Annotated in this window: 11 protein-coding genes; 3 read left to right on the top strand and 8 right to left on the bottom strand. The window is 61.2% G+C overall.

Features of this window, described 5'->3' with window-relative positions; all coding sequences use genetic code 11:
- Positions 1 to 3 precede the first annotated feature (3 nt).
- Positions 4 to 249, bottom strand: a complete 246-nt coding sequence (locus D8780_RS11645) for a DUF6455 family protein (protein WP_121645736.1) — start codon at positions 247 to 249, stop codon at positions 4 to 6.
- Positions 250 to 400: 151 nt separating this feature from the next.
- Between D8780_RS11645 and D8780_RS11650 the strand changes: the two genes are divergently transcribed.
- A complete protein-coding gene (locus D8780_RS11650) occupies positions 401 to 754 on the top strand; it encodes a hypothetical protein (protein WP_147440310.1) in 354 nt (117 codons plus the stop codon).
- A gap of 18 nt (positions 755 to 772) precedes the next feature.
- On the opposite strand, the gene D8780_RS11655 is transcribed toward D8780_RS11650, so the two are convergent.
- Entirely contained in the window at positions 773 to 1534 is a 762-nt protein-coding gene (locus D8780_RS11655) for an SDR family NAD(P)-dependent oxidoreductase (protein ID WP_121646544.1), read from the bottom strand.
- Positions 1535 to 1720: 186 nt separating this feature from the next.
- Here D8780_RS11655 and D8780_RS11660 point away from each other — a divergent pair, with 186 nt between their 5' ends.
- Positions 1721 to 4009, top strand: a complete 2289-nt coding sequence (locus D8780_RS11660; RefSeq protein WP_121645738.1) for a methyl-accepting chemotaxis protein — start codon at positions 1721 to 1723, stop codon at positions 4007 to 4009.
- A 114-nt stretch (positions 4010 to 4123) separates the two neighbouring features.
- Here the strand turns inward: D8780_RS11660 and purU are convergent, their stop codons facing one another.
- From purU to thiC, 6 genes are all read right to left on the bottom strand, one after another.
- Positions 4124 to 4975, bottom strand: a complete 852-nt coding sequence (purU, locus tag D8780_RS11665; protein WP_121645739.1) for a formyltetrahydrofolate deformylase — start codon at positions 4973 to 4975, stop codon at positions 4124 to 4126.
- A 415-nt stretch (positions 4976 to 5390) separates the two neighbouring features.
- The gene (locus tag D8780_RS11670; RefSeq protein WP_245412334.1) at positions 5391 to 6032 is read right to left on the bottom strand and encodes a thiamine phosphate synthase; all 642 of its coding nucleotides are present in this window, start codon (positions 6030 to 6032) and stop codon (positions 5391 to 5393) included.
- Positions 6029 to 6796, bottom strand: a complete 768-nt coding sequence (locus D8780_RS11675; RefSeq protein ID WP_121645740.1) for a thiazole synthase — start codon at positions 6794 to 6796, stop codon at positions 6029 to 6031. Before D8780_RS11675 ends, D8780_RS11670 begins: the two co-directional genes overlap by 4 nt.
- A 12-nt stretch (positions 6797 to 6808) precedes the next feature.
- The gene (thiS, locus tag D8780_RS11680) at positions 6809 to 7006 is read right to left on the bottom strand and encodes a sulfur carrier protein ThiS (protein WP_121645741.1); all 198 of its coding nucleotides are present in this window, start codon (positions 7004 to 7006) and stop codon (positions 6809 to 6811) included.
- Positions 6975 to 7979 (bottom strand): FAD-dependent oxidoreductase, encoded by a 1005-nt coding sequence (locus D8780_RS11685; RefSeq protein ID WP_121645742.1) that lies wholly within the window; start codon positions 7977 to 7979, stop codon positions 6975 to 6977. Before D8780_RS11685 ends, thiS begins: the two co-directional genes overlap by 32 nt.
- Positions 7976 to 9820, bottom strand: coding sequence for a phosphomethylpyrimidine synthase ThiC (gene thiC, locus D8780_RS11690; protein WP_121645743.1), 1845 nt, complete (start codon positions 9818 to 9820; stop codon positions 7976 to 7978). The genes D8780_RS11685 and thiC overlap by 4 nt, the downstream gene beginning before the upstream one ends.
- Before the next feature lie 486 nt (positions 9821 to 10306).
- Between thiC and D8780_RS11695 the strand changes: the two genes are divergently transcribed.
- Positions 10307 to 12547: a methyl-accepting chemotaxis protein gene (locus D8780_RS11695; protein WP_121645744.1), complete on the top strand. Its 2241-nt coding sequence runs from the start codon at positions 10307 to 10309 to the stop codon at positions 12545 to 12547.
- Positions 12548 to 12561: the final 14 nt, after the last annotated feature.

The following is a 12561-nucleotide window of genomic DNA, read 5'->3' on the forward strand; positions in this document are numbered from 1 at the left end:
GGGTCAGCGGGCGAGAGAGTCCATCAGAGCCTTGTTCTGGCAATAATCCGGTGTCGGCTCGTTCGCCTCGGACCGTTCGAGAAAGAGCGCGCAAGCGCCTGACTGTTCGCATCCCTGACAGCGGAACCAGGCCGTACGTAGAACGGAGTCCGGCAGACGGAGAATCCGCTCGTCGTCCAGCGCACCGGTCCGGCGCATCATGGAGCCCAGCAGGTCGGCCTGACCGTTGATTTTGCTGAAAAGACCCATCTCACTCTCCTCCTGGAACCGGGTGAGGACGACCCTAGGGCAGAAATGCCGGCGATCTCTTGATCTGAGTCAAGATGCAGCGAGGTCGCAAAGCCCTTCCCCATAAAGGGCAGCACTCTAGCTCCATGAGCCAAGAGACAGGGTGCGACAGATGACAAAGCCGAACCGACTTCCCCCACCACCGCCGTTGGCGCGGACAGGAAAGACCTTCCTGCTGGTCAATCTTTTTGGCGTGCCCGCCCTTTCCTTCATCGCCAGGCTGATGGGCCTCGGTGCGGATTTCGGTGGCGTGCCACAATTCTCGATGATGGTGTTCTTCATCGCGCTGGGCGTTGGCGTGATCGGCTATAATGCCTGGCTCACCTGGCGCGGCAAACGCGCCGCCGGCTGGGCGCCGGCCGTCATTGGCATGGCGATCTGGACGCTGGCCTGCGCACTGACGCTCTTTTTCTTTCGAGCGTTTTCGCCGATCAGCCTCGCCCTCGCCTATGGAGGCCTGTACTGACCGGCGAAAGCTGTCGTCTTACTTGGGCGCCATGCGGATGGCACCATCCAGCCGGATCGTCTCGCCGTTCAGCATCGGGTTGGAGATGATCGCCTCGGCAAGCTGCGCATATTCATCCGGATCGCCCAGGCGGCTCGGGAACGGCACCTGTTTTCCCAGGCTATCCTGCGCTTCCTGCGGCAGGCCGGCGAGCATCGGCGTCCAGAAGATACCCGGCGCGATCGTCATGACGCGTATGCCATAGCGAGCCAACTCACGCGCCAGGGGCAGCGTCATGCCGGCGACGCCTGCCTTCGAAGCGCCGTAGGCCGGCTGGCCGATCTGCCCGTCAAAGGCGGCGACGGAGGCGGTGTTGATGACGACGCCGCGTTCCTCGCCCAGCGGCTCTGCGGCGGCCAGGCGCTCCGCGAATTTGGACGTCACATTGTAGGTTCCGATCAGGTTGATGCTGACCACCTTGGAGAAATTTTCAAGCGGAGTGGCTTTTCCCTCCCGATCCAGCATTTTGGACGGCGTGGCGACGCCGGCGCAATTGACCATGATGCGGGCGACACCATTCTTGTCTTCCGCTTCCGCCACCGCTTCGCGGACCTGTGCGTCATCGGTGACGTCGACCTTGACGAAGTGACCTCCCATCTTTTCCGCTTCGGTGCGTCCGGCCTCCTCGTTCATGTCGAGCAGCGTCACCTTGACCCCGCCGGCCGTCAGCCGCTTGGCCGTTGCCAGTCCGAGACCGGATGCGCCGCCGGTGATCAATGCGGCCTGTCCTGAAATATCCATGTTTCCCTCCTCTTGAACTGCAATAATCGAGAGGGGTCTCTCATCCCGAGAGCTGTCTGACAAGCGGTTTGTGAAGAGCACAAGACCTTCCTCGATTTCGGAAGAAAAAAGATAAAAAGGCATTTCAATCAAAAATTAAATGTCTCCGATGCACGATCAGACCGGTTGGTCTAGTGGGGGACACCGATGATCGCGAACTTTCTCGGACGATTTAGTCTTCGTCTAAGTCTTTCAGCACTCTTTGCGCTTCTGGCCTTGATGGCCTGCGCGGTGGTCGGGACGGCCGGCTATTTTCAGGCATCCGGCGAGATGCGTCACTCGATCTCGCGCGAGCTGAGGCTCATCGCCGACAATCAGGCCCGGGCCGTCAGCGAATATGAGGAACGGCTGCAAGACGCGGTGCAGAATATGTCCGGCGGCGCCATGGTGCCCAACAGTCTTCAGGAACTGTCCATCGGCTTCAACGTCGCAAGAATGCGCGAGGAGAATATCGAAACGTTCCGCAATGCAGGTGCCACGCCGGAGGAGCGCGCCCAGTTTGCCGGTCGAAGCAAGAATGTCAGCATCTACGAGTGGAAGCACTCCGAAGTGCATAATTCGCTGTTGAGCTACTGGAAGGATCTCGGCCTCTCCGACCTCTATCTGATCGATGACAAAGGCAACATCGTCTATACCGTCACGAAGTCCGAAGAGTTCATGCAAAATCTCGAGACCAGCGAATACGGTCCCCTCAATCGCATGTACGATTCCATCATGGCCGGTGAAGCCGAAGGGCTCGAAAGCAACGGTTTCGAACCCTATCCCGTCGATGGACCTTCACTCTTTCTTGCGCATGGGGTCGAACAGCAGTCGATGTTCGGCGTGAACGAGGACGAAACCCTGCCACCCATGGCCGTCGTCGCCTTCCGTGTCTCGGCAGACAAGGTTTCCGACATGTTCGCCAAGCAGGGTCTGGATTCGACGTCCCGTGCGATCCTGCTTACCGACGAGAACGGCAAGGTTTTCGCCAGCAGCGATGATCGCGCAAGGACCGGCGAACTGGATTTCTCTGGCTTGGAGGCCGGCCCCACCGCCACACGCAATGGCGTCATTGAGGACACCGAGGGGCTGGGGACCAGCTTGGCCGCCGTCGCCGACATTTCGTTCGACGGCAAGACCTTCCACGTCGTCTCGCTTTACGATCAGGCGGTTGCCATGGCCGGTGTCAGGGCGATGGCCTGGACAATGGCAGGCCTCAGCTTTCTGGCGTTGGTGGGCGTCTGCCTGGCCGGCATGCTGCTCTCCGGCATCATCGCACGCCCGATCAATGTGCTGACCGACGATATGCGCCGGCTTGCCGACGGCAATCTCGAACACGCCTCTTACGACTATAAACTGCGCAACGAGATCGGCTCGATGGCCTCGGCGGTCGAGGTGTTCCGCGAGCAGGCCATTCAGAAGCGCCGGATCGAAGGCGAGACGGAAGAAATGCGCTCGCAGTCGGAAAAAGAACGGGCCGAGCGGGAAAACCTCACTCTTCGCGACAGCCAGGCGCGCCATCATGCCCTTCAAACTCTCGGCACAGCGCTGAACAGTCTGGCTGCCGGCAATGTCAGCCATCGTATCTCCCAGCCTTTCGCAGAAGAGTTCGACCAGCTTCGCGTGGACTACAACGATGCGGCGCACAAGCTGGCAGACGCTCTCTATCAGGCGGCTAGAAACGCCGACTCCATCTGCCTGTCTTCAGCCGAAGTCAGCAACGCGGCCAGCGATTTGGCCAAGCGGACGGAGCGACAGGCTGCATCCATCGAACACTCTTCCGAAACGCTCACGGAAATCGCGTCGAACGCCTCCGACGTGGCAAGCCGAACCGATCAGGTGCAGACGATCGTCGAGAACGCCAGGAAGGAGGCCGCTCAATCGGCCGATATCGTGGACCGCGCGATGAATGCGATGCGCGAGATCGAGGACTCATCCGATGAGATTACGCAGATCGTCAGCGTCATCAACGAGATCGCATTTCAGACCAATCTTCTGGCGCTGAATGCCGGCGTCGAGGCCGCCCGTGCGGGTGAGGCCGGCAAGGGCTTCGGCGTGGTCGCGCAGGAGGTGCGTGAACTGGCGCAGCGCTGCGGCAACGCCGCTGGCGAGATCCGTGGCTTGATTACGCGGTCGGTCGAAAAAGTGAAGTCGGGATCCGTCCTCGTCGGGGAAACTGGCGATACGCTGAGCCGCATCGTTCAGGAGGTCGCCGACATCAGCGAGCACGTGACCGCGATCACCTCATCGATGCGGACCCAGTCCGATGGTCTCAGCCAGGTCAGCAGCAATATGCAGATGATGGATCAGGAGACCCAGAAGAACGCCGCCATCGCCGAACAGTCGACGGCAGGCAGTCAGGTTCTGGCCAATGCCGCCGCAGCGCTCAACGAACAGCTCTCGCAGTTCGATGTCTCCGCTGCGGAACAGACGCGAGGCGTCGCCGACGCGGCCTGACGCGCATCGAGCGATGCTCACCAGCCAAAAGAAAAAAGAAAAGCCCGGCCTCATAGCCGGGCTTTTTGCATGTCGGTAAAGGCAGAGACTGACTCTACCGGAAAAGCACTTCGTTCAGTTGAAAACGATCGTCCGCGCACCGTTCAGCATGACACGGCCTTCCAGGTGCATCTTGACCGCACGCGCCAGAACGCGGCTTTCGATGTCGCGACCGGCCGCCACGAAATCTTCTGCGGTCATGGCGTGGTTCACGCGCTCGGTCTCCTGCTCGATGATCGGCCCTTCGTCGAGGTCGGGCGTGACATAGTGAGCGGTGGCGCCGATCAGCTTCACCCCCCGCGCGTGGGCTTGATGATAGGGCTTCGCTCCCTTGAAGCTCGGCAGAAACGAGTGATGGATGTTGATGATCCGGCCATAGAGCCGGTTGGAGAGACTATCGGAGAGAACCTGCATGTAGCGCGCCAGAATAACGGCTTCCGCACCGGTTTCCTTGACCAGGGTGAGCAGCTTTTCTTCCTGCTCCTGCTTGTTTTCCTTCGTCAAAGGCCAGTGATAGTAGTCGATCCCTTCATACTCCGCCGTGCGGCGGCTGGTCTCGTGGTTGGAGATGATGGCAACGACTTCTGCCCTCAGCCAGCCCACGCGGATCTGATAGAGCAGATGAAGCATGGCATGGTCGAACTTGCTCACCATGAGGATGATCTTCGGGCGCCGTTCGTCATCGACGACACGCATTTTCATGTCGAACCGGTCCGTTACCGGCTTCAATGCGTGTTCGATGGCATCGCGATCGATATCATCCGGTACGATGACGGACAGACGAAGAAAGAAGCGGTTCGCATCGCGATCCCAGAACTGATTGCTCTCCGCGATATTGGCGCGCGCAGTCGCCAGTTCGGTCGTGACGGCAGCGACGATGCCGATCTGATCGGCGCAGGAAAGAGTGACGACGAATTGCTTGCTCATGAGGTGTTCGGCCGTGCCTTTGCGTCTTGGTCGGGTCCGCAGGGTCTGTGCCCGCTTATAGCGGCGAATGCTCCGCCTCGCGATAGGCGGCAGGCGGCCTATTTGCAACGATGTTTTCCAAGAGCGGTGGCGCGGCCAGAGGCACAGACCTGATGAGAGACGCTCATCATCCGACAAAAAATGCGCCCGATGCAGACGGCATCGGGCGCAATCGGGTCCGGCGACGGGGCAATGACGCCGGACTGCTGTAACAACCAGAACAAGGAAACCTTAGGCGTCCCTTCCTCAAGGTCATGTAGGCAAATCTAAATTAGCAGACCTTTGACGTTCCGACAAGTTCGATGGGAAAGTCTTCCCTATCAGCGCAATAACCGCCATCCAGCCCGCTTCGAAATGCGAGACTCCCGAACACCTCTCAGCCGCGAAAGCTGAGACGCTGTTCCTTCGTCTGCGCGATCCATGCGGCGGTTCGGCCTTCCGGATTCTCATGGCGGGTAATGTCGGTGACCACTGCCGCGATATCGGCCCCCGCCGTGAAAAGTTGCGGTAGACGTTCGGCGGTCACACCGCCAATACCGACAAGCGGCAGGTCGCCGATCCGCTCTTTCCACTGGCCAAGCCGTTCCAGCCCCTGAGGACGCCACGGCATCTTCTTCAGCTTCGTCTCCCAGACCGGGCCGAGCGCAACATAATCCGGCTCCGCGACGAGAGCGGCAGCCAGCTCCGCCTTGTCATGGGTCGAGATTCCGAGCTTCAGCCCGACGGCGCGGATTTCCGGCAGATTGGCGGCGGCCAGATCTTCCTGGCCCAGATGGAGCCAGGCGCATTCCTCTTCGATGGCCAGACGCCAATAATCATTGACGACGAGGGTGCAGTCATGGGCGATGCAGCACGCCTTTGCGCGGCGAATATTGTCGCGCAGTTGGCTCTCGCTCATTTCTTTACAACGCAGTTGCACCAGCTTCACGCCGTGAGGCACCAGCCGCTCAACCCAATCGGCGTCGTCGACGACCAGATAGAAGGGATCGAGCGCCGTTCGCATCGCGCCAGCGCTCATAGCATTGCCTTTCCGAAAACCGGTGTGGAGGGCACCGCCATATCGCGCGCATCCAGCGGATCGGCCTTCCGGCCAAGCGAACCGGCTTCAATCGCCAGCGCCATGGCTTTTGCCATGCCGACCGGATCACCGGCACCGGCCACCGCACTGTTCAGAAGAACGGCATCATAGCCAAGCTCCATCGCCCGCGCGGCATGGCTCGGCAGTCCGATCCCGGCATCCACGACCAGCGGCACGTCCGGGAAATGGCCGCGCAGCGAGCGCAGGCCGTATTCATTATTGAGGCCCCGCGCCGTACCGATCGGCGCGCCCCAGGGCATGAGCACCTTGCAGCCCGCCGACAGAAGCTTTTCAGCGATTACGAGGTCTTCGGTGCAATAGGGGAAAACCTCGAATCCGTCCTCGCCAAGGATGCGCGCGGCCTCGACCAGTCCGATCACATCCGGGCAGAGCGTATCGTTCTCGCCAATCACCTCCAGCTTGACCCACGGCGTGCCGAAGACCTCGCGCGCCATATGTGCCGTGGTCACGGCCTCCTTGACGCCATGGCAGCCGGCCGTATTGGGCAGCACACGGACATCGAGCGCCTTGATGAGATCGAAGAAAGCCTGCCCGGCCCCATCCGCGCCCTCGCGCCGGAGCGAGACCGTGACGATATCGACCTTCGCAGCGCGGACCGCATCTTCCAGCACCTTGGGCGAGGGATATTGCGATGTTCCGAGGAACAGCCGCGAGGCCGGTTCGAAACCATAGAAACTCGTCATGATAGGGTCCTGTCAGCCGCCCTTCATGGGCGCCAGAATTTCAATTTTGTCGCCATCGGCCAATGGGGTTGCTGCGCGCTCGTCCTTCGGCACGAAATCACCATTGAGAGCGGTCGCCACCAGCCGGCCCGCATAATCGAGCTCCGTCAGAAGCGCATCCAGATTCTGCGACGCCGCCTCATGCTGTTGCCCGTTGACGATCAGTTTCATGCAAAAACTCCGCTTCGTCACCTTCGACGACACGCACCACGTCTTCCGCCACCGCGGGAGAAAGAAGAAAGCCGTGCCGAAACATGCCATTGACGTGGACCGTGCGCCCGTCGCGGACAACCCTCGGCAGATTATCCGGAAAGGCGGGGCGCAAATCCGCGCCGGTTTCGACGATCTCAGCTTCGGCAAAGGCCGGATGCAGCGCATAGAGCGCGTTCAGAAGATCGACCGTTCCCCGAACAGTGGCATTTCCCCGCCGTTCGCTTTCATATTGTGTGGCGCCGACCATGAAGTGTCCATCGCCACGCGGCACGATATAGCAGGGGAACCGTGGATGAAGGAGGCGAACAGGCCGCGAAAGCGACACCTCGTTCGTTCGCACCACCAGCATCTCCCCACGAACGCCTCGCAGATCGGCAAGCTCCGGCTTGGCCGCCATGCCGCGGCAGTCGATAATCATGCCCCCATGCCGCTGGCGTTCATCGGCAAGATCGACGCCGTATTCGATCGCCACCCCAAGTGCTTCCAGTCGGCCTACCAGCGAAGCCATGGCATCACGCGGATCGAGATGCGCTTCCTTCGGAAAGAAAAGTGCCTTGGAGAAGCGGCCTGAAAGGTCGGGCTCCAATTCGGCCACACCCTCGCCGTCCAGCCACTCGAAAGCCTCCGTCCTGCGCGCGAAGCGCTCCAGATCGCCGGTATCGCGATCCGGCGTGACAAGGAGGGAGCCGCGATGCGTGACCGATGCGTGTTCGGCCCACCAGTCGATGGCCGGCATGCCGCGGCGTCTCACGATCTCTTCCTGCGTCGCCGCTTCGATCCATGGCGCCAGCATCCCGCCGGAATACCAAGTGCACGTTTCCGGGCCGAAGTTTTCGGCCCGGTCGATGACGCGAACGGCCTGGCCCGCCTCGGCAAGGGAAAGCGCCGTTACGAGGCCGGCGGCGCCGGCGCCTGCAATGAGGATCGTCATTCGGCGGGGCTCTCCGATTTTTCGTCGAGTTCGGCCACTTCTTCCGGCGTCATGTAAAGATCGCCGCCCTGACGGTATTTCTCCGCCATCTTCTCCATGCCCTCCTTCTGCGCTTCGGCGCGGATGTCGTGGCTGATCCGCATGGAGCAGAATTTCGGCCCGCACATGGAGCAGAAATGCGCCACCTTGTGTGCTTCCTTGGGCAGCGTCGCGTCATGAAACTCGCGCGCCGTGTCCGGGTCGAGCCCGAGATTGAACTGGTCTTCCCAGCGGAATTCGAACCGCGCCCGTGACAAGGCATCATCGCGGATTTTCGCCGCCGGATGGCCCTTGGCGAGGTCCGCCGCATGCGCCGCGATCTTGTAGGTGATGACGCCGGTCTTCACATCGTCGCGATCCGGCAGGCCAAGATGCTCTTTCGGCGTGACATAGCAGAGCATCGCCGTGCCGAACCAGCCGATCATCGCCGCACCGATGGCTGAGGTGATGTGGTCGTACCCCGGTGCGATATCGGTCGTGAGCGGCCCGAGCGTATAGAACGGCGCCTCGCCGCAGACTTCGAGCTGCTTGTCCATATTCTCCTTGATCTTGTGCATCGGCACATGGCCGGGGCCTTCGATCATCACCTGGCAATCCTTCGCCCAGGCGATCTTCGTCAATTCGCCCAGCGTCTCCAGTTCGGCGAACTGCGCCGCATCGTTAGCATCGGCGATGGAGCCGGGGCGCAGACCGTCGCCCAGCGAGAACGACACATCATAGGCGCGGCAAATGTCGCATATCTCATCGAAATGCTCGTAGAGGAAGCTTTCCTTGTGGTGATGGAGGCACCACTTCGCCATGATCGAGCCGCCGCGCGAGACGATGCCGGTGACGCGATTGGCCGTCAGCGGCACATAGTGGAGCCGGACGCCCGCATGAATCGTGAAATAATCGACGCCCTGCTCCGCCTGCTCGATCAGCGTGTCGCGGAAAACCTCCCATGACAGGTCCTCGGCAATGCCGTTCACCTTTTCCAGCGCCTGATAGAGGGGCACCGTGCCGATCGGCACCGGCGCATTGCGAATGATCCATTCGCGGATATTGTGGATGTTGCGGCCCGTCGAGAGGTCCATGACAGTATCGCCGCCCCAGCGAATCGCCCAGACCATCTTCTCCACTTCCTCGGCCATGGAGGAGGTGACGGCGCTATTGCCGATATTGGCGTTGATCTTGGTCAGGAAGTTGCGGCCGATGATCATCGGCTCAAGCTCGGGATGGTTGACGTTGGAGGGGATGATCGCCCGCCCCCGTGCGATCTCCTCGCGGACGAACTCCGCCGTCACGAAGTCCGGGATCGCCGCGCCGAAATCCTCGCCGTCACGCTCGAGCTTGGCCTTGGCAGCTTCGCGGCCGAGATTTTCGCGGATCGCGACATATTCCATTTCCGGCGTGATGATGCCGGCCTTCGCATAGGCCATCTGCGTGACGGCCTTGCCGTCCTTCGCCTTGAAGGGCTTGTTCCGGACGGGAAATTCCGGCGTCAGCTTGTCGCCCTTGGCAAAGCCGTTGTCTTCCGGCTTGACCTCGCGACCCTCCACGCGCTCGCAATCGCCGCGCGCCTCGATCCAAACTTCGCGGTGGCGCGGCAGCCCGGCCTGAATGTCGATCAGCGCATCCGGGTCGGTATAGGGACCAGACGCATCATAGACCGTCACCGGCGGCTCGCCTGCCGTCGGGTGCAGGGCAATCTGGCGCATCGGCACAGCGATCTGCGGGTGATGCTCGCCCTTGGCGAAGACTTTTGTCGAAGCGGGCAGCGGCCCTTGCGTGACTTCCGGTGTGACGGGTTTGACGACGTTCATGGGCGCGCTCCTCGGTTCGCATAGTCGCGATCCGGGCACCATGGCGGCGGAAAAACGGAAAACGGGACGACGTGCCGAGAGTGATTGTGGCTGCGGCTCGTCCGCTTCGCGCTCCCTACGCCGGTTTTCACCCCGGATCAGGTTCGAAGGGTCGCCGCGCCGCGCACCGCCAACAAGGCACTGCGCTTATCGGCCTCTCAGCTCCTTGGCGCGGAATGCGCCGGTGGAGCCCCCCTGGCTATCAACAAGAGATACGCTGCCCCGGACGGTCATGCAAGACCACCTTGTCCCCGATGGCCTGTATCGACAGAGGAAACCCGCGCCTCTTCCATAAGCCCACCGTGTGGCGACGCCCGCCCTCGCAAACAAGCCCATGTTATTAATAAATTAATATATGACAATTTTATATCAAACTCTTCTAATTCTGCACGTGTCACGGTGACGTTACGGCACCATGCCTCTGCCTCTCTATTGGGGACATAAACTGTGAAACTGAAAACCCGCATCTTTCTCGTCGTGCCACTGACAGTCGCTGGCATGCTCGCTGTTGGCGGCATCTTCTATTTTGGAGACCGCGTCGAGGATGGCTATCAGAAGCGGCAGGACGTGGCGCAGCGCATCGAGGCGACCACGAAGAATATCGAGATTTCCTTTCAGGATGCCCGCCGCGCCGAGCTCGACTTCCTCATCACACGTCAGGAAGTGGACATTGCCGATCACGCGGCGGCCGCAGAGCTGACAGAACAGCGGATCGACAATCTCGCCAATATTGAGGGTGAAGACCTGCCCGAGGAGCTTGCCGATCAGAGCGCTCTTCTGATGAGTGGTTTTCAGAGTTATCGGCAGGCCTTCGAACAACTCGTCGAAACACAGCGGCGTCTCGGCCTGGACGAGACATCGGGCCTGCAGGGCTCCCTTCGCCAGACCGTCCACAATGCGGAAGAAAAGATCGACACGCTGGACGAGCCGTCACTGCTCGCCAAGATGCTGATGATGCGTCGTCATGAGAAAGATTTCATCATGCGGGGCGAGCAGAAATATGTGGACCGGCTCGACGAGCGGGTGAGCGAGTTCAAGCAGTTTCCAGCCGCGATGTTCGGCTCTGCCGCAACGCGAAACGAAGTTCTCGGCCTGATCGATGCATATCAGGCCGATTTTCACCGCTTTGCCGAAGCGACGATCGCCAAGGAAGCCGTCCGGGCCGATATGGATGCCGCCTATAAGGCGGTCGCGCCCACATTCGAGCGCCTGAAATCGCTCGCGTCTGAAATGCTGACGCGGTCCACCGAAGCAGCCGAAGAAGCCAGCGCCACGGTCTTCTCCGCTGTCATCCTCGTGACAGCCCTCGCCCTTGCCCTGATCGGCTTCATCACCGTGATGGTCGCGCGCTCCATCGGTCGCCCCCTGACCTCGACCGTCAAGGCTCTCAATGCCCTGGCGGACGGCCAGACCGATACGCGTATCGAAGGCGAGAACCGAAAGGACGAAATCGGCGAAATCGCCCGTTCCTTCGAAGCCTACAAGCAGCTTGTCATTCGAAAGGCCGATGAGGAACAGGCTGCGGCCCGCGACCGGGAAATAGAGGAAAGCAATCGCCGCGAAGCCGAACATCAGCGTGATGCCGAGCGCCAGCGCGACCTGGAAACGGCCGTCTCCGAACTCGGGGGTGCGCTGGATAAACTCGCCAAGGGCGATCTGACCTACCGGATCGAGGAGCCTTTCGTCGACACGCTCGACCAGTTGCGCCTGTCCTTCAACGAATCGGCGCAGACGCTATCCGAAACCCTGCTGGAGATTCAGGGAAGCATTCAGACGGTCGACGCCAATTCCAGCGAAATGCGCTCCTCTCTGGAAGATCTGTCGCGGCGGACGGAACAGCAGGCCGCCTCGCTGGAAGAAACCTCGGCAGCCCTCGAAGAGATGACGGCGACCGTCGACAGCTCGTCGAAGCGCGCCAAGGATGCAACGGCCCGCGCCCATGAGGCCAGCCACGCCTGCGCGTCATCGACCGAGGTCGTGACCAAGGCGGTCAGCGCGATGGATCGCATCGAGGCAGCCTCCAACCAGATGGCCAGTATTATTGGCGTCATCGACGATATTGCGTTTCAGACTAACCTTCTGGCGCTCAATGCCGGCGTCGAGGCGGCCCGCGCCGGACAGGCCGGTCAGGGCTTTGCCGTCGTGGCGCAGGAAGTCCGCGAGCTGGCCCAGCGTTCCGCAGACGCGGCCCGCGAGATCAAGGGGTTGATTGCCAAGTCGACCAGTGAAGTCTCGTCCGGTGTCGGCCTCGTCAAGGAGACGGGCGAAGCGCTCGCCCGCATCGCCGAACAGGTCAACGATATCAACGATCACATCAGCGCGATCGCGACCGCAGCCAGCGAACAGGCCATCGGCATCGCCGAGATCCATAGCTCGGTCACGCAGATGGACGAGGTCACGCAGCGCAATACGGCGATGGTCGAGGAGACGACCGCCGTGACCCATGGCCTCGCCAATGATGCACGGGCGCTCTCCGGCCTCGTCCTGCGATTCCGCCTCGGCGGAGAGGCACCGGCGCCATCACGGGCTCCGCGCGCCGCGAAAAAAGTGGAGCTCGTCGCAAACGACGCGCCGCGCGCCCGACAGGGATCGGGCAAGTCGCCCGTCCAGGCCATGCTCTCCAAGGTACGGACGAGCTTCAGCGGCGGTTCCGCGGCCGCCGCCCAGGATGAATGGGCGGAGTTCTAAAGCTCTGAAGACGA

The sequence above is a fragment of the Notoacmeibacter ruber genome, from assembly GCF_003668555.1.
Taxonomy (GTDB): Bacteria; Pseudomonadota; Alphaproteobacteria; order Rhizobiales; family Rhizobiaceae; genus Notoacmeibacter; species Notoacmeibacter ruber.